The sequence below is a fragment of the Sulfurovum sp. XGS-02 genome (assembly GCF_023213175.1).
GTDB lineage: Bacteria > Campylobacterota > Campylobacteria > Campylobacterales > Sulfurovaceae > Sulfurovum.
Window position 1 is genome coordinate 2,096,484 of sequence record NZ_CP093312.1, and the last position, 20,580, is coordinate 2,117,063.

The window sequence follows — 20,580 nt, forward strand, 5'->3', positions numbered from 1 at the left end:
ATGAATTTTAGTAGTTCCTCTTTAGATTTCTCTATACTCCCTTACCAAGAAGGGGTAAATCCTCCTGTCACCAAGCCCAACCCGGGATTTTTAACAGATATAGGAGAAGATGGCATGCGTGCCCTACTCGATAGATTTTATATGGGTCTTTTCGAAAGCCCGATCAAAGAGATCTTTCCAAACGACAGAGAAGAGATGAAAAAAGCCGCACAACACTCGGCAGACTTTTTCATACAGATCTGTGGAGGGCCTGCCTACTTTAACCAGAACCGCGGAGCACCGCAAATGAGAGGGAGACATGCCCCTTTCCCTATCTCACCGAATGCAAGACTGCATTGGCTGGTTACCTTTGAAGAAGCACTGAAGCCGATTATAGAACAGAAGTTAAGCTCCGAAGAGAATATTCAAAGCTTTTGGAACTATATTAATGTTTTCTCGCTATGGATGATCAATACCAAAGACTAAAATCGCTTGATCCTTCTATGACAATAAGGTGTTGATCCTTTACGTTCATAATAATCCTGATGGTAGGCCTCGGCACTGTAAAAAGGTGATTTAGGCAGTACCTTCGTGGCTATCTTCAACCCTTTCTTCTCCAAGATACCGATCAATCTTTCGATCGTTTTACGCTCTTCTGTGTTACTAACAAAGACAGCAGAGAGATACTGACTCCCTATATCTGGGCCCTGTCCATCCACCTGTGTAGGGTCATGGATCTCAAAAAAAGTTTTTGCCAGTGTCTCATAAGAGACCCTACTCGAGTCATAGACCACCTCAACGGTTTCTAAATGTCCGGTATCTTTACGTACCACATCATAGTACCCCGGATCCTTCATATGACCTCCCATGAACCCGGATGTCACTTCTTTTACCCCGTCGATCTTTTCAAGATAGTACTCAACACCCCAGAAACATCCGCCGGCAAAATAGGCTTTTTTCAATGCAGAGGTCCCTACACTCTTTTTGTCAAAATTGAGCGAAACAGAGTTGACACAATGACGCACATTTTTGTCCGTAAATCCCTCACCTTTAAAGACATGTCCCAAATGGGCACCGCAATTGGCACAAACGATCTCTGTGCGTCTGCCGTCTGCATCGGGCACTTCTTTGATCGCTCCGGGGATAGCATCGTCAAAACTTGGCCATCCGCAATGGGAATCAAACTTGTCATCAGACCTGTAAAGCGGTGCACCGCATACTTTACAGGTATAGGTGCCATCCTCTTTGGTATAGACATACTTTCCCGAAAAGGCCCGTTCCGTGCCCTTATCGATAATCACATGCCTTTCCAAGGGAGTGAGCGTGTTTAATTTGGCACTCCAGGGTTTCAACGTCTCTGCAACAAGCCATGTTGCCATCACACATAGAATCAATACGATTTTTTGCATATTTTGCCTTTTATTTTTTTGGTACTATAGGCAAACAGTGTGCAATTTTAATGTACTAATCTCTCATCACTGCATATTTTCCGGAGCCCAAAAGGACAATAGCCAGTGCACTCAAAAGATAGAACATCGGTAGTTCCAATGCCCAAGATCCGTGGGACCCGAGTTTAAATACTACGTTCATTTTCGTTAAATAGATAGCTGCAACCATATTGAACACGATCACTCCGGCCCAAACTCTGCTTTTCCACCCCAAGATCAAAAAGATCGGTGCAAGTATCTCTCCCACATAAACACCATACGCCAACACTTCTGGCAATCCCTGAGACTTCACTACACCTTTGATAAAAGTCACGCCATGTAATGCTTTGTCAATACCGTGAAAAAGCATCATTCCCCCGACCATTAAACGTAATATGAGTTTTCCTATATTCTCTGACATATAAAGTTCCTTGTGTATAAAAAGTATATGATTATAGCAAGTATTTGGAGAGTTTATTGATTTTAGCAGAGTGAATGATGATAATTCAGAGAGAAATTACTCTAAGGATTCACTATATAAATAAGAATATTTTTAAAAGTACTTTGTATTAATTATAAAAATTGGATGGCCGGGAGAGGGGGATTCGAACCCCCGGAGGTGTTACCCTCACCGGTTTTCAAGACCGGCACATTCGACCACTCTGACATCTCCCGACAATTTGAAGAATAGAATAGTATCCAAAGATAGATAAATTCTAGTTTATATATGGAGGAACCAGCCGGACTCGAACCGGCGAATAGCAGCTTTGCAGGCTGCGGCCTTACCAACTTGGCGATGGTTCCATCAATATATGGGTGGTACCCGGAGCCGGACTTGAACCGGCACGGTCACAATGACCGGGGGATTTTAAGTCCCCTGTGTCTACCATTCCACCACCCGGGCATCATTGGTACCATTCATATATTGAAATTCATTTATCATGGAGCGGGCGAACGGGTTCGAACCGTCGACCCCAACCTTGGCAAGGTTATGCTCTACCACTGAGCTACGCCCGCATTTCCATACCACTTCTAAGCATTTGCTTAAAATTGGAGTGCGATTATAGCCAAAAAAGTTTTTAATGTAAAGAGAAAAACATTACTTATGCGATAAAAAGTCTATTTCCCCTCTTTTTTTTGAGAATCATCTGCTATAATCCCTTAAAATACATAACAAAGGCTTTCTTATGAGAAGTGATGAAATAAAAGAGGGGTTTAGTAGAGCTCCACATAGAAGTCTACTGCGTGCAACCGGTGTAAAAGATGAAGATTTTAAAAAACCGTTCATCGGTGTGGCAAATTCATTTATAGAGATCATTCCCGGGCACTTTTTCCTTAACAAAGTAGCAGAAGTGATCAAAGAAGAGATACGTGCCAATGGCTGTGTTCCTTTTGAATTCAATACGATCGGTGTAGATGACGGTATCGCTATGGGGCATGACGGTATGCTCTACTCTCTCCCGAGCCGTGAGATCATCGCGAACTCTGTAGAGACTGTGATGAATGCACATAAACTTGATGCAATGATCGCTATCCCGAACTGTGACAAGATCGTTCCTGGAATGATCATGGGTGCTTTACGTGTTGACGTACCTACTGTATTTGTCTCCGGGGGTCCTATGGAAAAAGGATACACCAAAGATGGTACACCTATTGACCTTGCTACGGCATTTGAGGCGGTAGGTAAGCATGAAACCGGTGAGATCACAGATGAAGAGCTTCACGATATCGAGTGTAATGCGTGTCCAAGCGGCGGGTCTTGTTCAGGGATGTTCACGGCAAACTCTATGAACACACTAATGGAAGCCATGGGTATTGCTCTTCCGGGCAACGGGACGATACTCGCTCTTACACCGGAGAGAACAGAGCTTTACAGAAAAGCTGCCAGACGTATCTGTGAGATAGCAAAATCAGAACAGAGCGAACGTGAAAAATACCGAATAAGAAATATTTTAAATGAAAATGCTGTACGTAATGCGTTTGCAGTAGATATGGCCATGGGTGGTAGTTCAAATACCGTACTCCATATGCTGGCTATCGCAAAAGAAGCTGAAATAGACTTCAATCTTGAAGATATCAATGCGATCTCTAAACGTGTTTCTCACATTGCAAAGATCTCTCCATCACTCTCGACTGTACACATGGAAGACATCAACAAAGCGGGCGGAGTCAATGCCGTCATGCATGAAATGATGAAACGCGGTGATAATATCCTCATAGACAACCTATCCATTACAGGGGAAACACTCTATGAAAAAGTAAAAGATGCTAAGATCCTGGATACCAATATTATCCACACGATCGATAATCCTTATTCTGAAGTGGGTGGACTTGCTATCCTTTACGGTAATCTTGCAGAACAGGGTGCCGTGATCAAAACAGCAGGGATCACTGGAGATAGAGTCTTTACTGGTACTGCAGTATGCTTCAACTCGCAAGATGAAGCCATTGAAGGTATTATCGGAGGGAAGGTAAAAGCCGGAAATGTTGTCGTCATACGATATGAAGGTCCTCGCGGTGGTCCTGGTATGCAAGAGATGCTCAGTCCTACAAGCCTCATCATGGGTATGGGTCTGGGAGACAAAGTGGCATTGATCACGGATGGAAGATTCTCTGGAGCAACAAGAGGAGCAAGTATAGGTCACGTCAGTCCTGAAGCTGCAGAAGGCGGACTCATAGGGCTACTTGAAGATGGAGATGAGATACATATCGATGTGGACAATTACATCTTGGAGGCAAGACTCTCCTTTGAAGAGATCGCGGAAAGAAGAGACAACTTCAAACCTTTGGTCAAGCCATTGAAAAGTAAATGGTTAAGACAATATAGAGCGCTGGTCACCAATGCGAGTTCCGGAGCCGTTTTAGAAGCTGAATAATAGTTATCCTGCTTCCATATCATCCCCTGTCAAGGCTTTTCCTTGGCAGGTCCTTCTTAACTCTCTACAAATAATTTAATGTATCAAGTGAAATCTTGATATCAGTTTACCCATCCGTGTCGACTTTAAAGGCAATACTACAATATCATGCAGGCTATTTTTCTTTTCCATAGTATGGATTGGGATAACACCTCCTTCTCTTTCAAGTACTTCACCACAACTCGCACATTGTTTCCATATACCATCCCAAGATACATTGGTATTGTTACATTTTCTACAGGCATCCATGATGCTTCTTTTACTCCTTTTACACTTTTTTATTCCGATAAAATGACCCAGTTCAATTATCTCATACTATAGACTAGGCTTCCGATGTATTGATAGATTTGATTCACTCGAAGGGTTATGAGGAGTGCATACTCCTCATAGGAAGAGGACTAGCGATTAAGAAGGTCGTCTTGCACCTTTATATCTGTTGCTATAAAATCTTTTATTAAGACTTGTGATCACAACCTTTTTCTTTGCCGATGAAGCATGAATGAACTTATTATCTCCAAGATAAATCCCTACATGATTCACATACCCTTTACGTTTTTTAGACGTATCAAAGAAGACCAGGTCTCCCTTTTGCAACTCACTTCTTTTCACGAATTTCCCGAATTTTGACTGCCTGATCGAGGTACGCGGTATATCGATACCGAAATTTCTATAGACAAATTTTGTAAAACTGGAACAGTCATAGGTATTTTTATATCCGCTTGCTCCCCATACGTATTTTTTCCCTAATTTGGTTTTTGCCAAAGAAGTGATTCGCTGACATTTATCCGCGTCTTTGTCTTTTTTGCTTTTAAACAGGTCCGTGAAAGAAAACGTTTTTGGTTCTTCTCTCTTCTCTTTTTCTAAGCTGATCGTATCCAGCTTAGAGATTGAGGCAGTCAACTTTTTATTTGAACCCGGCTTCTTTGCACTTGCCACTCTATGCGTCTTTTTATTTTGGGGGATATCCAATACCTTTCCAATTTTCAGTATCTGACTTTTTCTCAATGCATTGGCTTTTCGTATTTTTGTCACAGAAGTATGATGCTTAAGGGCGATAGAAGAAAGGGTGTCTCCCTTTTTTGTCACATATTTTATCGGTTTTTCAGACGTTTTCGTATAAAGGACATTGGCATTTGCCGGTACTTTCAGTACCTTTCCTATCCTAAGGACAGCACCTTTTTTCAGTCCATTGGTTTTTCTTACTTTTGAAATGGTTGTATGATGTTTGTGTGCGATAGAAGAGAGGGTGTCCCCTTTTTTAATAGTGTATTTGACCATCTGTTTCGCTGTGTGTGTCGATGCTGTAGCTGTCATCGTGGTGAGAGATAAGGCACATAGTAACGCATAAAGTTTGTTCAATGGATTCTCCTACATAATGAAATTATAAGTGTAAATGATAAAAATCGATACTTATGAAATATTTGATAGATAGATTGTAGCTATATATGATTAATAAAAAATAAACATGCTTTTAAATCAAGCTTAACCTGTTACCCATGCTTTATCCTGCTGAACGACATGTATAGTTGATATTATGTACGCTTTTTTAAGTGACCTACAATGTGATCTGCTACTCTGAATGCATTGGCATAAATGGTCCAAGTATACGCTACAGAACCTCCTGTAGGCATAAAACTGGCATCTGCCACATAGAGGTTCTTGACATCATGCGATCGGCAATATTTGTTCAATACCGATGTCTTAGGGTCATTTCCAAAACGGCATCCTCCCGCGACCAGGTTCTGCGGGGGTGTCGGAGAGATAGCAGAGTATATATTCTTAGCTCCCATCTCTTCGAGTATCCTCTCACACTTCTTTGCAATATAATTTCCCACTTTCAGGTCTTGAGGATGTCCTTCCACACGCAGTTTTCCTACAGGCATACCGAACTTGTCTTTATGCACAGGGTCAAGGGAGACAAAACAGTTGTCATTCGGGAGCCAGTCATTAAAGACCTCAAATCGTATACTTTTTTGCTCTGTAAAGCGGGACACCACACGTTCACCCAGCTCTTTCCCCCACACAAGCTTACCCTCTTTGTAATTGTCTTTCCGTGCCCGAGTGATGATATTTTGATGTTCAAACATAAATTCAACGGACCCTCCTTTAAATTTACCATCCCACCAATGGTCAATAAAATACCAATCCAGAATAGAGCGGTTGACAAAAAGTCCTGTTGTCATCAACTCTTCAAATTTTATCTCTTTCAAGGCATCCTTATGCAGTTCTCCCTGTCCGGAACCTCCCGCAGAGAAAATGAGGTTCTTCCCAAGCTCACCGCTACTGTTCCCCAAACCATCAGGATGATGCACATTGGCTGAATTGAGTAAAAGCCTTGCACTCTCGTGCGCCTGTGCGGCCACAACAAAGATCCTGCCTTTGACCTTTTTCTCTTTCCCTGTCACTGTGTCAACCACTACGGCATGATCTACCTCATCCTGTTTGCCAGTATGCAGATACTTCACATAGCTGTTACTCAGCAAGGTCAGGTTACCTGTAGCCAAAGCAGGTTTTAAAAGCGCCTCTCTCGAACTTCCCTTGGCCCCGGAGCTGCACCCGTAGCTTCCGCAGCGGTTTGAATAATAACAGGCATTACGTCCGGGCTTGTCTTTTGAGAGTACTGCTCTTGGTGTGACAAGCGGTGTAATGTCAAGAGCTTGACAACTTTTGTCAAAAAGCTTTACCACAGCATTCTCTTTGGTCGGAGGCTGTGTAAAATCTGCAGTACTTCGGGGCGGTTCAAAGGGATGCTTCTCGACTTTTCCCGAAATGCCTACCAACTCTTCAGTCAGCGTATAATAGGGTTCCAACTCTTCATACGATATGGGCCAGTCGACTACATTGGCTCCTTCTATCTCTCCGTATTTGCTCTTCAGTCTGAAATCATCGGGGTGCATACGGTGCAGCATACCCGACATCAAATTGGAAGAGCCCCCTACGATGTTCCCGTTCCAAAAACTCCACCCCGATTCATAGGTAGGCGTAGTTACCCACTCACCATCTACTTTCTCTTCAATGGTATGATACTCATCAAACAGATTGGGCGTGACCAGATCTCTTCTGCAGTAAGCCAACTCATCTTTAGAGAACTCTTCACGCTTGATGAGCCGCCCTTTTTCCAACACGGCTACTTTGTACCCAGCTTGACATAATGTATAGGCTACAGCACCCCCACTTGCTCCTGAGCCGACGATGACAACATCATACATACTCATAACTCTATATATCTTGTTGTAGGTCTGGGGAGACCGCTATACGAGGAGATCGCCTGCCACCCTGCTTCTTCAATATTTGAACCGTAGATCGGATCGCTAAAGAGCCCTTCCATCGTCAGTGTCATGATATGGGACAGCCAATTTCGGCCATAACGTGTCTCCTCATACGCACGCAAGGCCTTTTCTTTCTCCTGATCTGTCATCGATATAAACCTTCCTTGTTCACGTTTCTCCAGCTCTTTTGCCCCCTCAATGACAAACGCTTTGATATCCCTATCAAAGCTCTGATGCATCATCGTTTCAAACAAGAATTGTGTGGCCTTCATCGATCTGGCAGAGGGAAGCTTGCTTCCTTCAGGAAACAGATGCTCCTGTACCGCAGAGAGTGTCGGTGCTACCTTTTTAAATGTTTTCTCAAACTCACTGACCCCTTTTGCCTTTATATAGGGGGAGAGTCCCAGAACGGAACCGAATATGAGGAATTTTCTTCTTTTCATTGCACTCTCTTTACATTGATTTTTTTATTATACCCACTCATTTGTGCACTTTGGGTGCAACAGACTACACATACCTTACACAAGTTATATATTATACTGCAACTGTCAAAAAAATATAAGGAGACATATTATGAAAAGTTTCATTATTAGTGCATTCATAGGTTTGACCATGCTTGCTTTTACCGGCTGTACAAAGAACGGTACTGCCGAAGCAGAAGCTAAATGTTCAGCAAGCAGCAAATGTGAAGGAGCAACAAAATGTTCTGGAGACACTTCTAAAGCTGTGACAACAAAATGTGATGCCAGTAAGAAATGTGGTTAATAAAAATGACTACTCTCTGTTTGGGTTAAGTGTTTCTAGTCGTTAGTAAGACATTGTAGAATACACTTATATTTCACAACAATCCCCATGATTTGAAAGGATATGATAATGATAAAATTACTCTTTTGGGCACTCATGAGCTTGTCACTGCTTTGCTTTACAGGGTGTGGAGGAAAAGAAGATACAAAGACTGAGCCTATGACGAAATGTGAAGCAGGAAAATGTGATAGTGCTATGCAAAAATCGGATGTACCTGCACAAAAGTGTAATGCAGATGCTAAAGATGGAGATCACTGATCTCTTCTTTCTGTCCTCTCTAAAAGAGGACAATCTTCTTTTTCTTTACGCAATACACACACCCTGCACATCTTTCATACTATACTTGTAGTGTAACAACAAACATATTGTATATAAAGGAGTTACAAATGCTTAAAGATATCTATTCAAGCACCAGAAATATATTAAGCAAGGGAGAAGATATAGCCTTGCTTTTAGCCAGACTCACTATAGCCTATGGATTTTACAACCCGGCGATGCAAAAGTGGTCAGATATGTCCAGTGTTGCCAGCTGGTTTGGTACCCTGGGCATCCCCTTCCCTACGCTGAATGCTTATCTGGCAGCCAGTACGGAACTACTGGGTGTTGTCTTATTAACACTGGGACTCTTTACAAGACTGATCTCACTCCCCCTTATTGTGGTGATGATCGTTGCCATTATTACCGTACATATAGGCCATGGTTTTTCTGCGGGAGACAATGGGTTTGAAATTCCTTTATATTACATGTTGTTTTTAGCAATGTTCGCTTCATTTGGAGCCGGAAAATTCAGCTTAGACCACCTTCTTTTTGGTGAAGAGCAATAACAGAAAGGATGAACCATGAAAAAGAGACTTCAATTAGGACTATTATATCTAGGGGCTTTGGCGTTATCACTTACCTTGGCAACAGCCGAAGGGAAATGTAACAATGCGCAGCAAGGTATGATGAATCAAGAGGCTAAATGCGGAGACGCTAAAAAAGAGATGAAGTACATGCATGAAAAGCGTGAAACCTATCAAAAAGAGATGAAGGAGAAAAATGGGAAATGCGGCGACTCAAAAAGAGACATGATGGATAAGGATGGTAAATGTAACGCTTCTCCCAAACCAAAACCCGCACCGACTAAAGGCAAATGCGGACAAGGTAAATGTGGCTAATTTACCCATAACACTTCTTCCCTACACTCCTCTGTCACGAAGATAGGGGAGTTTTATCTTTCTTTTATAAATCATTGTATAATGTACCTATGAAGTCCAAAAGGATACCTATGCGATACTTACTGATCATGCTTACACTCTTATTATCTCTTACAGGATGTGAGGACAAGGAACAGCTGGCCAAGCAACAGGCGGCACATGATACCCAAATAGCACAACAAGCCAGAGCAGAACTGCTTGCTGAACTTGAGGCGGAAAAGCTGCGGAAACAAAAAGAGTCGCAAGAAAAAAATGAAACAAAGCTCAACAAAATGGGCGTCCGTATGAATGATGGCATTATCACGATCGATACGAACAAGACAAAAGCATTTTTCAGAGACTTCAATCAAAAAATGTCTGCAAAAATGAAAAAGATCTCTGATGACCTGGAAAAAGGGATTATTGAGACCAAAGAGGCCGGGGTGGAGATGAATGAAGAGTATATTCATATCGATCTCAACAAAACCCAAGATCTACTGCAGGAATGGGGAAAGAAAATGCAAATTTTTGTACAAGAGTTGGATGAAATGGCACGTACAATAGAAACAAATGCCTCAAATACGACAAATAAAGGAATGTAATGCAACCGATAGATATGAACTCAGATGAATTTCAAGCCGAACTGGAAAAGACTTGGGCCTTTGTAGATAAGGTCAATAACCAGTTTGGTTTTGTTCCCAACCCTAATGAAGAGGTCAACGAAGGTGTGGCGATGGGGCTTGCACGCAATAAGCTCATCTACGGTAAAAGGTTTTGTCCTTGTTTTATGGTAATTGGAGAGACAAAAGAGGAGCAAAAAGCAGCAGATAACCGTATCTGCCCATGTACCCCTGCCCTGGAAAAAGAGATCCCTGAAGACGGTACCTGCCACTGTGGGATCTTCTGTACACCGGAGTACGCTCAGGCACAAGCACAGCATGATGCCATAGAGGAAGTCGTACATCAACACTCCGGTGGCTTGACCAAAGAGCAGGCAGAGCTTCTTCTCAAAGAAGAGCAGCTTGACGGAGATGAACTTGAAGCGCTCATAGAAGCAAAAAAACTGGGGATGATCAATTTTACCCTTGTGGATACAAGAGAGTACATGGAGTATCAAATGGAACATATCGTAGGGACTGATGTACTTGTACCTACCTCACAATTCTACGCAAAAGTAGAAGCAGAACTTGCAGCGAAGAAAGCAGAACCTATCATCGTATACTGCCATTCAGGCAGCCGAAGCTACCAGGTGCAACACGCCATGAAAGGCCTGGGCTTCGAACATGTATGCAACCTCAGACCGGGAATCATCGGATTCTCAGGCGAAACACAAAGAGGATAACCCAAAACCCACCCGGAGGAATTATTTCCTCCTCTTATACAAGAGGAAGCCCTCACCCCTCAAAAAAATCACAACGATAATACTATTCATCAGCCCACGGCAGTCCTTTGCATTTTGTTTTTTTGGGTTCGTTTTTCTATTTGTTGCATCAACAAATAAAAAAAGGAATAAATAAAATACAATTCATAAAAAATTCTAAATTTTAAAAAAGTTGGGGAAATAATTAAAGGGGTTGAGGAGCAAAAGCTCCTCAAAAGATAGTCAACTAAGACTTATTTAGCAATCGCAGCTTTTGAAGCTTCCGCTACTTTTGCAAAACTTTCAGGCGCATTCATTGCCATATCAGCAAGAATCTTTCTGTCAAGTTCGATATTTGCAAGTTTAAGACCATGCATAAATGTTGAATAGTTCAATCCATTCAATCTTGCAGCTGCATTGATACGAACGATCCAGAGTCTTCTGAAATCTCTCTTTTTTTGTCTTCTATCTCTGTAAGCATATACTAATGAACGCTCGAGTTGTTCTTTCGCTTTTCTGAAGTGTTTTCTTCTACCGCTGTAGAACCCTCTTGCTTGTTTTAATAGTCTTTTATGACGTCTGTGTCTTACGACACCAGTTTTTACTCTCATGGTTTTCCTTTACCTTAGACTTGTACTGCAGCTTGTAAAAAGCCAGTTTTAGTAGGTGTCAAACATTCTCTCTGTTTGAACTTGCCCCTAATCGGGGGAATATTATCTATCAGAAGATGATTAGTTGATCATCTCTTTAATGTTTTTTGCATCAACAGGGTCAACGTGCTTAGGACTTCTCATACTTCTGTGATGTTTACCATCAACTTTAGAAAGGATGTGACTTCTGTACGCCGTACCTCTTTTGATCTTGCCGCTTTTTTTCACTTTAAAACGCTTAACAGCGCCTTTAACACTTTTCATTTTTGGCATATGCTTACTCCCGTATGGATTTTTTCGACCAAACATCCGTTTAGTAGAAAATGGGACGGTATTATATCCAAACTATCTAAAATATTTATAAATCCGTTCTCTACCGATATCTCTAACCCTATTTGTGATAGAATCTATCTATTAAAAATGAGGGCAAAGCTAGTGGACGAAGTAACCGAAATACTTTCTCAAAAAAAGAAACTTTTAACAGAAATCTATTTTGATCTGCAACTGTATTTTGAAGGAAAATACGGAAAAGATGCCCTTGTACTGATGGAGATCGTTATCTAGTATATACAACTTATATACATTTATTTACCCCATACACAACGCTATCACCGTTCTTTTTCTCAGCACAAAGTGTAATATACACTATGTAACCCTATTTGCCTCAAGAAGAATCTCAAAAAATATGACAATTTGACATCTTTTTTCTCCTTTTTTTTTAAATGTCCTAAAATAGATCTACTATCTATCAAAGGAGTCTAATGGGATGGAGCGTACATTTTCATTCTGTTCGTAAAGAATGGGCAGTAATTGATGACAATATGAAATTAGTAATTCCTGTCTATTATTTTCTCAAAGCAAGAAAGGGTGAAAGGTATGCTCAGAACAGTCTAAAAGCGTATGCCACTGACCTGATGCACTTGTATCGCTTTTTGAACAAAAGAGGATTAGATATTACCACCATGGAGAGTTCTGACATTGAAGACTTTAAAGAATGGCTCATGTTTCCAAGAGAACTGAGGGACTCTTTTGATTCAAGTATTCTGGTACTCAATAAAAAAGCTGCAATTACAGGCAGTTCATGGAATCGAATTTTGTCAACCCTGGAGGAGTATATAACGTGGCTGCACATAAGAAATACACCTTTATCTAAATCCATAATGAAACTAACTCACCTGCGTGAACAAAAAAGGAAAGGAAAGGGGCGAAGGAAAGGAAAAAAAGGACTTCTAAAAGTTAACGATATGGAGAAGCAACCCGAGTATATACCGCCAGACAAGAGAAATGAAATTCGTGGACACCTAGCTGAAAGGGATCAGCTCATCTTTGATTTTTTTTATTTTTCGGGCATGAGGATTGGAGAGGCGCTTTCCTTTAGAGTCTCTAGCTTTACACCTAAATCTTTTTCAGGCAGCATTGCCGACATAGAACTTGAAGATAGCCTAGAGGAAAGACTTGACCTTCAGACTAAAACGGGAGGCAGAACACTTTATTTACCGACCCCTCTTTATCAGAGGCTTTTGCAGTACCGACTATACAAAAGAGGCAGGACCAAAAGTGACAGACTTTTTGTCACCACTAGAAACTGCGGAAAGAGTAGCAAAGGTTCCCCTCTTGCCCCTGACACCTTCAGAAAAAACCTGAAGCGTGCCTGTGAAAAATGTGGTGCATCCTATACGCCACATGACCTAAGGCACACCCTAGCGACTGACATACTAAGGGCAACCAACGACATCAGTCTTGCGCAAGACATTTTGGGCCACAAATCCCTTGATACCACTAAAAAATATGTACACCCCCAAGACGAAGATATTGCACATGATCTTGGTGGCGTTTACACAAGCTTATATAGCAAGCTCATGGAGGACTAGATGACAAAGCCCAATGGCCCCGAACAATGCCAAACAAAAAGATGGATAAAGAGTCGCTTTGATACACCAAAAGAGCTATCCAAAGACTTAAAAATCGGGGAGCTTATAGCCTATATTTTTGCAAGAGGGGATATATCATGTGCAAAAATATCAAGAAAAGGCAACCTGCTTGAAACGATTACATACATTGCCGACATTACATTGAAAGACTTCAACTCAAAAGATCTATTTTTTGCAGCCTCAAAAGCTTGTGAAGGTACAGATGAAAAGCGCAAGAAGAGCAGAGAACAATCAATAAGAAGTGGCATTAAAACCCTTTTTCTTGATCCTGCAATAAAGAAAAATCTTTTGACATACGCGTACCTAAGGAGAGACAGAGACGACATAGAAGATTTTCTTGCCTGGATCTCCCGAAAAAGCTCTAGGAATCCTGCGTTGGTGCTGACTGGCGAGACCACCCTTGAAGAATATCTTGGTTGGCTCATCAAAAACAAAAAGTTGTCCATAAACAAGGTTCAGTCAATAGCTCTTTTTAAAGAAATAATTGAAAAGCTAATCAAGACAAAAATAAAGGATATCAACTCGGAAATGATTCTGGATGCGCTTTCTACCGACAAGGAAGTGCCTGCTGACAAGTTCGGGAGCACTCGCTCCAACTTCAAAAAGGTAATCATGAAAGATGCGATTGATTTGGGCATTTGCAAGTTCGCAAGACCTCGCTCCGCTACACCCGACTTTAGAAACTGGATCGCACAGCAGACAGAAGAAGTCCCCAAAATATCAAGAGACATGACTTTTGGACAATTTGTTGTTTGGCTCAACGGTAAAAATAAATTAAACGAAGAGCTTCTTTTTCGACTCTCTAAGACTTATGCCAAAAAAATTATAAGTGACACATTCGATATAAAATTATCAGAATTTCGTTGGAAAGACATACAGGTGGCAACCGAAACATACAAGAAAGAGACTGGAACAAAGGCTATCTACAAAAACCTTTTTAAAAGAGCTTTTTTAGACCCTGCTGCCGAAATGGGTCTTCTAGTCAAAGAATACACTAATAGGTCGGACACAAAATATATGATAGCTTGCCAATTAGAACTTTCTGAGCATATAAAAAAGGAGGATAGAACTATTGGATTCTATATCGCAAAAATTTATGGAGATTCAATGCATCAGCAAACATCTTTTCTCGATGTATTTCTTGATCTTTGGGACACCAAGGCCTCCTGTCTTGTGCCAACAATCATCCCTGCCCTTTCTTCTCGCAAAGAAGAGCAAGCACTCAGAGCTATTTGCGACTCAATAACTGAGGATAAATTGCTACAGTTTGATTTTTATGATTATCAAGAGATGCAAAGAAACATGACAACAGCAAACATAAGAGATGATATCTGGAAAATTAAAACAGGAGTAAGCACCTATAGTCGACTGGACTTCAGAGACATAGAGAGCAAAGCCCTAAAGATATTGGCAAAAAAATATATAAAATGGAGAATAGGAAAACAATACAAGGGCCAGACGCGCACGCTTAGACAACTAAAGGAAGGGTTATTTTTCTTTTTAAGCTCAACAGACAGGACACTGACACAATTCACAAACAGGTCAAAAAAAGAGTGGCTCTTATGGCTCAAAGGAAGATTTTCGGACAGCAGAGGCAAACAAGTTTTTTACACCGGAAAGCAATTCCTGTCTTACTGTCTTGACATTCATCCCAAAAGCCTCTCCAAAAACCTTAACCTTTCTGGGCTAAACAATCCCTTTAAGGAGTCCGCTGCAAATCCCAAACAATATCCACAATGGGAGATAGATCAGATTATTAGTGGCCTTAAAAGGCACAACGATAGACAATTCTCTGACATCTTGACTCTTATTATGCTTACTGCCAAAAGACGGTCCGAAATATTAACACTAAAGAGGGATTGCCTTATTGACATAGCTGGAATCAAATACTTAAAATATACCGACAGTAAAAACAATGCTGAAAAACGGTCTCCTCTTCAAAGCTTTAGGATCGAGGGTGCCCCTAGCCTCTTCAAAAAAGATGTAGAGACGATTATCACGGAAATTATTGAAAGACAAATAACACACAGCAAAGACAAGCTTCTCTTCTGCCACCCTGACGAAAGAGATCTTTTGTTGATAAGCGAAAGGGCGCAAAGGAACAACAGGGGCTATAAGTGCGGGGCGGTTACAGGCTCGGTTTACAAAACAAAGAAGGAGGCCTTTGTTCGTTTGCACAAAATTACATTCTCATTAGACGCCCACAAGTTCAGACACACACTTGCCTCTGCAATTATTCGCAGCGGAAAAGGAATCGATACGGCTGCCAGAACTTTAGGAAACCATCCTAAAACCACAGCCAAATATTACGAGGCAAACGTCAGCAAAAAGGAAACAATGAGCCTTCCAGTCTCCCCGAAAGTAGATGCGCTAGAGGATGCAAAGGAGCTGGCAATGCTCAATGAAGTTCCCACCTACTGCAAAGGTGATGCCCCTAATGATGGCTCCGCAGTACCGGGAGGGCGATGCCTTGGGGGACAAGAAACAAAATTGTCCTGTAAGTTCTATCAGCGTCTTTTTGGAAGTGGTGGCTGCCTTGGTTGCGGCAGTCTTGGAGTCGGAGAGGAAAACAGATTCTACTACGAGGACTTGAAATATGAATTGAACAAGGAGCTAGACGAAGTTAAAGGAACACCTTTTGCCTCAGCCGTATCGTCAAAAATAAAGCTTGTAACGAATACACTAAAGACATTGGACAAAGGAGAGAAATTATAATGGAGGCAACAAAGCTAACCCATAGTTTTTCGGCAAAAGAAAAACACGACAACCATCTTTACGATAACGTTGAGAGCCGAATAGCCGACGAATTTGATGTGACCCACTTACTGCAAGACAAAACACTCACTAAAAAAACTATATATTTTGACAAATTTCCTGCTTGGGCTCGCAAAGCCGTTAAATACTATATAGAGAATGAAATCCTGCTCAGGAACTCGACACCTTCAAGCGCAAATGATTTAACGATACATCTAAAAGGTGCCTTTGCTTATCTGCAAAAACATTACGACACTAACACTCTCGCAGAAATACATGAGCAGCATTTTGATTCATACATAAAACATTTGGAGGACAGGGTGAGAGTCGAAGGGTCAATGAAGCTCAAAACCGCTTATTCTTACACTGTGGCCTTCATGAAGTTTCTTGAGTTTGTCGAAGATGAAGAAATTTCTAGTTATCCCTATCTTTCAAAGATTGAGCCCGCCAAGATCTTTCCGTATGACAAGCCTGAAAAGTTCTTTGATGGAGACTCCCTCAAGAAGCATTTAGCTAATACACAAAAGAATAAGGATGAGCGCCCGCTAAGCTACTCTCATCTGGTCGAAATACTTGAATGCATTTCGGACTACAACGATGTTTTATTTACAAACATAAGTATCATAATGGCCCACTCAGGACTCCGGGCTACAGAAGTTCTTCATTTGGAGACCGACTGCCTTGAGTATGTCACAGAAGAAGAAATGAGAATTTCAAAAAACAACAGAATCCCCATTGATGACAAAGAAGAACTTTATTGGCTAAGCAACTACAAAACCATCAAAGGCAAACAGAAAAACTGGACCATAGGTACCCCTATTTTAGTTGGAAGCGAAGTAAAAAATGCCATAGATACGCTTGTTGAACATTCAAGGGATTTGCTGTCCAAATATGAGCCTATGGAAACTAAAATTTCAAATAACATCTGCCTTCTTCTCTATCAAGGCAAGACTAAGATATTAACATATGCAGGCTACAGGAGCAAACTAAAGAGGTTTGTATCCGAAACAGGAGTCAAGCCTTTTACTGCTCATCAATTCAGGCACACCTACGCAAGTATGCTGTATGACTCAGGCGTACCAATCGAATTTATACGAAAATACCTAAATCACATACATGAAGACATGACAGACGGATACATCAAGAAAAACAAGCAAAAAACTATGGAAAAGTATGAGTCTTTTGCTTCTGCCAAAGTTTTTGCAGGAGGAGGAGAAAAAAAGGCATACGAACTTCAAAACAAACTAAAAGAGGCGCTAGAGCACCCAGAATTTGCTGCCATGATAATTGAAGAGAGACTTGAACTTTTAGAAATACTATCTGACTCGCTAGACATGGACATTCATGCTATGGATCATGGAATGTGTCTTATTCCCAAAAATGCTACCTGCCCAAATAATTTTATTGAAATAAACTCCTGCTTTGAACAAAACTGTCAGCAGTTTGCTACCACCGAAAACAGCATTCCTCATTTTACAAGATTGATTGAATATAAAGAGGGGTGGATTGAGGACTTTGAAAAAACAGGGCATTGGTCAGCCGCAGAAAGAGGCAGAAAGGGTCTTGAAAAGAACATCAATATACTAGAAAAGCTAAAAAAGGGAGAGTACTTTGTCAAATAAAAGAAAAATCACAAAAGAGGATGTCAAGTCAGCCATAAGAAGACTCCGAAGAAGAAAAAGCTACACAAAAGACAGCGACATCACAATTACACTGATCGCCAAAGAAGTCGGTTGTAGCAGAAATGCCCTTTACAGATCAGAGTTTAAAGATATTCTGCACCCATTTCACAAGATTAAAAAAAATACAGAAAAAGAAAAACACACAAAGGGATCGAACGAAGATCTCATGAGCATCATATCAAGCAAGGACGACGAGATTGCCAAATGCAAACAGGAACTTGGCAAGCTAAAAGACTGGACCATAGACAAAGAGAATATGTCTACAGAGATAGATAAGCTCATAGCCGAGGTTGAGAGACTTCAAGAGAAAGTCTCAGAGATGTACTCCCCAGAGGAAGTCAAAAAGCTTGCGTCAGACAATGCAAGACTCAGAGAGCTATTGCTGCGAAATGGAGTGTCTACCTGAGGAGGAAGCTAGAGGAGTGCAGCAATGCAAAACTTTGAGGAACTTATAGAAGACGATGCAATACTCAGGCTCAGAAAGCAGTATCTCAGCCACTCCCCTGGCACCAAGGTGGTTGTGACAAAAGAGATAAAAGAGAAGAACCAGGAGGAGAATGTGATCGTCTTCAGAATAAAAGGTACATTCTCGACCAATACGATACGAAGCGACCTCTTTTGGGATTATTTTGAAGTGTCGCTAGGCTTTAGCTAGAAGGCGGGCGGTACTATAAGTTTTGTGTCGGCTGTCAGTCCCAATAAAAAATGCTAAAATCCAATGAAATACACTGCAGATTTTTAGAAGAAGGGATTTTGGATATAATCTTAACATATTACTAAATTAACATCAGGACTAATAGAGGCATGAGTATAAGTTTGCAAACAAAGGATTTTGATGAAGTTTTATGGAAAAATGTGATTTCCGATGTAAAACATAAAGGATGTCAGTATTATTTTACACCCTTTTCTGATGCATTGAAGTCAGCACAAGATGAAGTAAGCATTCGTGTATTTACGACGCTGTCACAAATCTCATCCTTTCACTTTAGACCAGATAATATTAGTGAACCATATGGTGCAATGATGATAATGGAAGGTTCACGCTCTGCAATACCAGATGATTTAAGCGAAGAACAACTAGAAGTACTTGCAAGCCTAATCGATTCATTTGACATTGATTTTAAGGCTCGTATTGCAGATATTGTATGGTTAAGAAAGAGAAATTTCCCAATGGCATTAAAAGCCATAGAGTCATATATAGAAGCTTCGTATTATCTACTGGAATATGATGATACTTGGGTTCAAGCATTTGAATGTGTTAAGCGTGCATTTAAATTGTCCAGAAGTTTAGGAAAAGGTGCCAATGAACAATATGAGATGGTTATTGAAAATATACAAAAAGTTCTTATCAATCAAGGCCCTTTGGAAGTTCAATATTTTTCACTTAGACTAATGGAACTATTGAGGGAGACTCAGGTTGATAATTTTGTCGAGTTAGCTCAACTATCAGAAACAATTGCGAGTAATCATGAAGACCAGGGTCAGCAAAATGGTGCAAATAGTTATTGGCTTAATGCCGCATATTTACATGATAAAGTTGAGCAATATGAAGAAGCGAAAAACTGCAGAGTAAAAGCTGCTGAATGTTATGTAAAAATGGCTGAGTATAGTAGTAGTGCCATGGTTGGAGCAAATTTTTTACAAAAATCTATTGAAGCGTATAGGCGTATCGGTGGCCATCAATCACGAACGGATGAATTATATAACCAACTTCTTATGGTTCAAGAAAAAATGGCATCTGAATTACATAGAGTATCAACCGACATAGATGTTACAGAATTAGTTGAGCATGCGATATCATCTATTGAGGGCAAACCATTTAGTGAAGCCGTTCAAAACATATGTTTACTTTCTCATCCACAAAGTATTAATTCCCTCAGAGAGTCTATAAACAAACTTGTAAAAACATCACCAATGCAATTTTTAGTATCTAGTCAAATTTTAGATTCAGAAGGCAAAACAGTAGCAACTTATCCAAATATGATGGATCCAAATGAAAAAGAAGCTGCGATGGAAGCACATATGATGAATCACACACAGTTTCAAAGAGTTGTGGCCACTATTGGTTCTATTGAGCCTGCAAGAAAGCAGATACTATTAGAACATAATGTTTCAATATCTATGCTGATGCCTTTATTGACAAATAACCCTTTTGTTCCTGTTGGGCGTGAATACATTGTTGCCAAAGGTCTTATCTCTGGATTTAATGGCGAATGGATAGAGGCTACAAATATTTTAATACCTCAATTTGAAGAATCAATTAGATATGTCTTAAAACAAAATGGTGAAGTTGTTTCGGGGATGGATGCCAATAACTTGCAAGATGTTCGTAGTTTAAATACAACGTTGCTCAATCCACTTATGGATGAAATATTTGGAAAAGACCTATCCTTCGAATTAAAGGCATTGCTAATAAATCGTTATGGTGCAAACTTACGCAATAAAGTTTCCCATGGACTGATGCACGTAAGCGAATACTACACTTACAATACGATATACTTTTGGTGGATTTATTTACGATTAATTTGTTGGCCTATGGTGATGAAAAGGCAAAAAAATGCAAATTAATATAACTACACTTTAAATCAAAGTTTTTACTTCAAAATTCTCATGATATTCCAATCACATGAAAAC

23 protein-coding genes and 4 tRNA genes are annotated in these 20,580 nt (G+C 40.6%); 15 read left to right on the forward strand and 12 right to left on the reverse strand.

From position 1 onward, the window contains the following. On the forward strand, window positions 1-465 hold the full coding sequence (locus MN086_RS10475) for a globin (protein WP_248575935.1): 465 nt from the start codon (window positions 1-3) through the stop codon (window positions 463-465). Here the strand turns inward: MN086_RS10475 and MN086_RS10480 are convergent. From MN086_RS10480 to MN086_RS10505, 6 genes are all read right to left on the reverse strand, one after another. Then, on the reverse strand, window positions 462-1,388 hold the full coding sequence (locus MN086_RS10480; RefSeq protein ID WP_248575936.1) for a bifunctional methionine sulfoxide reductase B/A protein: 927 nt from the start codon (window positions 1,386-1,388) through the stop codon (window positions 462-464). The genes MN086_RS10475 and MN086_RS10480 overlap by 4 nt on opposite strands. 55 nt (window positions 1,389-1,443) lie before the next feature. Further along, complete coding sequence (locus MN086_RS10485) at window positions 1,444-1,827, reverse strand: DoxX family protein (protein WP_248575937.1); 384 nt, start codon at window positions 1,825-1,827, stop codon at window positions 1,444-1,446. A 166-nt stretch (window positions 1,828-1,993) separates the two neighbouring features. After that, window positions 1,994-2,081 (reverse strand) — tRNA-Ser (locus MN086_RS10490). A 53-nt stretch (window positions 2,082-2,134) separates the two neighbouring features. Then, window positions 2,135-2,210: transfer RNA gene (locus MN086_RS10495), tRNA-Cys, on the reverse strand. A 13-nt stretch (window positions 2,211-2,223) separates the two neighbouring features. Beyond that, window positions 2,224-2,310 (reverse strand) — tRNA-Leu (locus tag MN086_RS10500). Between the two features lie 38 nt (window positions 2,311-2,348). Continuing rightward, window positions 2,349-2,423 (reverse strand) — tRNA-Gly (locus MN086_RS10505). Between the two features lie 170 nt (window positions 2,424-2,593). Here MN086_RS10505 and ilvD point away from each other — a divergent pair. Next, a complete protein-coding gene (ilvD, locus tag MN086_RS10510) occupies window positions 2,594-4,282 on the forward strand; it encodes a dihydroxy-acid dehydratase (protein WP_248575938.1) in 1,689 nt (562 codons plus the stop codon). 75 nt (window positions 4,283-4,357) lie between these two features. On the opposite strand, the gene MN086_RS10515 is transcribed toward ilvD, so the two are convergent. The 4 genes from MN086_RS10515 to MN086_RS10530 all read right to left on the reverse strand — a co-directional run bounded on the left by MN086_RS10515 (window position 4,358) and on the right by MN086_RS10530 (window position 8,033). Continuing rightward, a complete protein-coding gene (locus MN086_RS10515) occupies window positions 4,358-4,570 on the reverse strand; it encodes a hypothetical protein (protein WP_248575939.1) in 213 nt (70 codons plus the stop codon). A gap of 156 nt (window positions 4,571-4,726) precedes the next feature. Then, entirely contained in the window at window positions 4,727-5,680 is a 954-nt protein-coding gene (locus MN086_RS10520; RefSeq protein ID WP_248575940.1) for a C40 family peptidase, read from the reverse strand. A 173-nt stretch (window positions 5,681-5,853) separates the two neighbouring features. Further along, window positions 5,854-7,536 (reverse strand): GMC family oxidoreductase, encoded by a 1,683-nt coding sequence (locus tag MN086_RS10525; RefSeq protein WP_248575941.1) that lies wholly within the window; start codon window positions 7,534-7,536, stop codon window positions 5,854-5,856. Next, a complete protein-coding gene (locus tag MN086_RS10530; protein WP_248575942.1) occupies window positions 7,533-8,033 on the reverse strand; it encodes a gluconate 2-dehydrogenase subunit 3 family protein in 501 nt (166 codons plus the stop codon). Before MN086_RS10530 ends, MN086_RS10525 begins: the two co-directional genes overlap by 4 nt. 130 nt (window positions 8,034-8,163) lie before the next feature. Here MN086_RS10530 and MN086_RS10535 point away from each other — a divergent pair, with 130 nt between their 5' ends. The 6 genes from MN086_RS10535 to MN086_RS10560 all read left to right on the forward strand — a co-directional run bounded on the left by MN086_RS10535 (window position 8,164) and on the right by MN086_RS10560 (window position 10,911). Next, the gene (locus tag MN086_RS10535; protein ID WP_248575943.1) at window positions 8,164-8,355 is read left to right on the forward strand and encodes a hypothetical protein; all 192 of its coding nucleotides are present in this window, start codon (window positions 8,164-8,166) and stop codon (window positions 8,353-8,355) included. 108 nt (window positions 8,356-8,463) lie between these two features. Then, window positions 8,464-8,652 carry a hypothetical protein gene (locus MN086_RS10540; protein WP_248575944.1) on the forward strand — a complete coding sequence of 63 codons (189 nt, stop codon included), beginning with the start codon at window positions 8,464-8,466 and terminating at the stop codon, window positions 8,650-8,652. A gap of 128 nt (window positions 8,653-8,780) precedes the next feature. Beyond that, on the forward strand, window positions 8,781-9,218 hold the full coding sequence (locus tag MN086_RS10545) for a DoxX family protein (protein WP_248575945.1): 438 nt from the start codon (window positions 8,781-8,783) through the stop codon (window positions 9,216-9,218). A gap of 15 nt (window positions 9,219-9,233) precedes the next feature. Then, a complete protein-coding gene (locus MN086_RS10550) occupies window positions 9,234-9,551 on the forward strand; it encodes a hypothetical protein (protein WP_248575946.1) in 318 nt (105 codons plus the stop codon). A 110-nt stretch (window positions 9,552-9,661) separates the two neighbouring features. Then, on the forward strand, window positions 9,662-10,171 hold the full coding sequence (locus MN086_RS10555) for a hypothetical protein (RefSeq protein WP_248575947.1): 510 nt from the start codon (window positions 9,662-9,664) through the stop codon (window positions 10,169-10,171). Next, a complete protein-coding gene (locus MN086_RS10560) occupies window positions 10,171-10,911 on the forward strand; it encodes a ferredoxin-thioredoxin reductase catalytic domain-containing protein (RefSeq protein ID WP_248575948.1) in 741 nt (246 codons plus the stop codon). The genes MN086_RS10555 and MN086_RS10560 overlap by 1 nt, the downstream gene beginning before the upstream one ends. 272 nt (window positions 10,912-11,183) lie before the next feature. Here MN086_RS10560 and rplT read toward each other — a convergent pair whose 3' ends face one another. Both rplT and rpmI read right to left on the reverse strand, forming a co-directional pair. Beyond that, the gene (gene rplT, locus MN086_RS10565) at window positions 11,184-11,540 is read right to left on the reverse strand and encodes a 50S ribosomal protein L20 (RefSeq protein WP_248575949.1); all 357 of its coding nucleotides are present in this window, start codon (window positions 11,538-11,540) and stop codon (window positions 11,184-11,186) included. A 120-nt stretch (window positions 11,541-11,660) separates the two neighbouring features. Beyond that, window positions 11,661-11,852: a 50S ribosomal protein L35 gene (rpmI, locus tag MN086_RS10570; RefSeq protein WP_223891958.1), complete on the reverse strand. Its 192-nt coding sequence runs from the start codon at window positions 11,850-11,852 to the stop codon at window positions 11,661-11,663. 162 nt (window positions 11,853-12,014) lie between these two features. Here rpmI and MN086_RS11035 point away from each other — a divergent pair, with 162 nt between their 5' ends. The 7 genes from MN086_RS11035 to MN086_RS10600 all read left to right on the forward strand — a co-directional run bounded on the left by MN086_RS11035 (window position 12,015) and on the right by MN086_RS10600 (window position 20,514). Next, window positions 12,015-12,143, forward strand: a complete 129-nt coding sequence (locus tag MN086_RS11035) for a hypothetical protein (protein WP_256465842.1) — start codon at window positions 12,015-12,017, stop codon at window positions 12,141-12,143. Window positions 12,144-12,340: 197 nt separating this feature from the next. Continuing rightward, on the forward strand, window positions 12,341-13,450 hold the full coding sequence (locus MN086_RS10575; RefSeq protein WP_248575950.1) for a site-specific integrase: 1,110 nt from the start codon (window positions 12,341-12,343) through the stop codon (window positions 13,448-13,450). Next, complete coding sequence (locus MN086_RS10580; RefSeq protein ID WP_248575951.1) at window positions 13,451-16,225, forward strand: tyrosine-type recombinase/integrase; 2,775 nt, start codon at window positions 13,451-13,453, stop codon at window positions 16,223-16,225. Next, window positions 16,225-17,886, forward strand: a complete 1,662-nt coding sequence (locus MN086_RS10585; protein WP_248575952.1) for a site-specific integrase — start codon at window positions 16,225-16,227, stop codon at window positions 17,884-17,886. Before MN086_RS10580 ends, MN086_RS10585 begins: the two co-directional genes overlap by 1 nt. Further along, entirely contained in the window at window positions 17,876-18,352 is a 477-nt protein-coding gene (locus tag MN086_RS10590; protein WP_248575953.1) for a hypothetical protein, read from the forward strand. Before MN086_RS10585 ends, MN086_RS10590 begins: the two co-directional genes overlap by 11 nt. Window positions 18,353-18,376: 24 nt before the next feature. Then, on the forward strand, window positions 18,377-18,601 hold the full coding sequence (locus MN086_RS10595; protein WP_248575954.1) for a hypothetical protein: 225 nt from the start codon (window positions 18,377-18,379) through the stop codon (window positions 18,599-18,601). A 149-nt stretch (window positions 18,602-18,750) separates the two neighbouring features. Further along, window positions 18,751-20,514 carry a DUF4209 domain-containing protein gene (locus MN086_RS10600; protein ID WP_248575955.1) on the forward strand — a complete coding sequence of 588 codons (1,764 nt, stop codon included), beginning with the start codon at window positions 18,751-18,753 and terminating at the stop codon, window positions 20,512-20,514. The last annotated feature ends 66 nt before the right edge of the window (window positions 20,515-20,580 follow it).

What these genes read in the sequence shown, in the direction of transcription:
- MN086_RS10485 (WP_248575937.1), bottom strand. Translation starts at nt 1,827, where the DNA reads ATGTCAGAGAATATAGGAAAACTCATATTACGTTTAATGGTCGGGGGA.
- MN086_RS10475 (WP_248575935.1), top strand. Translation starts at nt 1, where the DNA reads ATGAATTTTAGTAGTTCCTCTTTAGATTTCTCTATACTCCCTTACCAA.
- MN086_RS10560 (WP_248575948.1), top strand. Translation starts at nt 10,171, where the DNA reads ATGCAACCGATAGATATGAACTCAGATGAATTTCAAGCCGAACTGGAA.
- rplT (WP_248575949.1), bottom strand. Translation starts at nt 11,540, where the DNA reads ATGAGAGTAAAAACTGGTGTCGTAAGACACAGACGTCATAAAAGACTA.
- MN086_RS10525 (WP_248575941.1), bottom strand. Translation starts at nt 7,536, where the DNA reads ATGAGTATGTATGATGTTGTCATCGTCGGCTCAGGAGCAAGTGGGGGT.
- MN086_RS10575 (WP_248575950.1), top strand. Translation starts at nt 12,341, where the DNA reads ATGGGATGGAGCGTACATTTTCATTCTGTTCGTAAAGAATGGGCAGTA.
- MN086_RS10535 (WP_248575943.1), top strand. Translation starts at nt 8,164, where the DNA reads ATGAAAAGTTTCATTATTAGTGCATTCATAGGTTTGACCATGCTTGCT.
- MN086_RS10480 (WP_248575936.1), bottom strand. Translation starts at nt 1,388, where the DNA reads ATGCAAAAAATCGTATTGATTCTATGTGTGATGGCAACATGGCTTGTT.
- MN086_RS10540 (WP_248575944.1), top strand. Translation starts at nt 8,464, where the DNA reads ATGATAAAATTACTCTTTTGGGCACTCATGAGCTTGTCACTGCTTTGC.
- ilvD (WP_248575938.1), top strand. Translation starts at nt 2,594, where the DNA reads ATGAGAAGTGATGAAATAAAAGAGGGGTTTAGTAGAGCTCCACATAGA.
- MN086_RS10530 (WP_248575942.1), bottom strand. Translation starts at nt 8,033, where the DNA reads ATGAAAAGAAGAAAATTCCTCATATTCGGTTCCGTTCTGGGACTCTCC.
- MN086_RS10585 (WP_248575952.1), top strand. Translation starts at nt 16,225, where the DNA reads ATGGAGGCAACAAAGCTAACCCATAGTTTTTCGGCAAAAGAAAAACAC.
- MN086_RS10600 (WP_248575955.1), top strand. Translation starts at nt 18,751, where the DNA reads ATGAGTATAAGTTTGCAAACAAAGGATTTTGATGAAGTTTTATGGAAA.
- MN086_RS10595 (WP_248575954.1), top strand. Translation starts at nt 18,377, where the DNA reads ATGCAAAACTTTGAGGAACTTATAGAAGACGATGCAATACTCAGGCTC.
- MN086_RS10555 (WP_248575947.1), top strand. Translation starts at nt 9,662, where the DNA reads ATGCGATACTTACTGATCATGCTTACACTCTTATTATCTCTTACAGGA.
- MN086_RS10550 (WP_248575946.1), top strand. Translation starts at nt 9,234, where the DNA reads ATGAAAAAGAGACTTCAATTAGGACTATTATATCTAGGGGCTTTGGCG.
- MN086_RS10515 (WP_248575939.1), bottom strand. Translation starts at nt 4,570, where the DNA reads ATGGATGCCTGTAGAAAATGTAACAATACCAATGTATCTTGGGATGGT.
- MN086_RS10545 (WP_248575945.1), top strand. Translation starts at nt 8,781, where the DNA reads ATGCTTAAAGATATCTATTCAAGCACCAGAAATATATTAAGCAAGGGA.
- MN086_RS10580 (WP_248575951.1), top strand. Translation starts at nt 13,451, where the DNA reads ATGACAAAGCCCAATGGCCCCGAACAATGCCAAACAAAAAGATGGATA.
- rpmI (WP_223891958.1), bottom strand. Translation starts at nt 11,852, where the DNA reads ATGCCAAAAATGAAAAGTGTTAAAGGCGCTGTTAAGCGTTTTAAAGTG.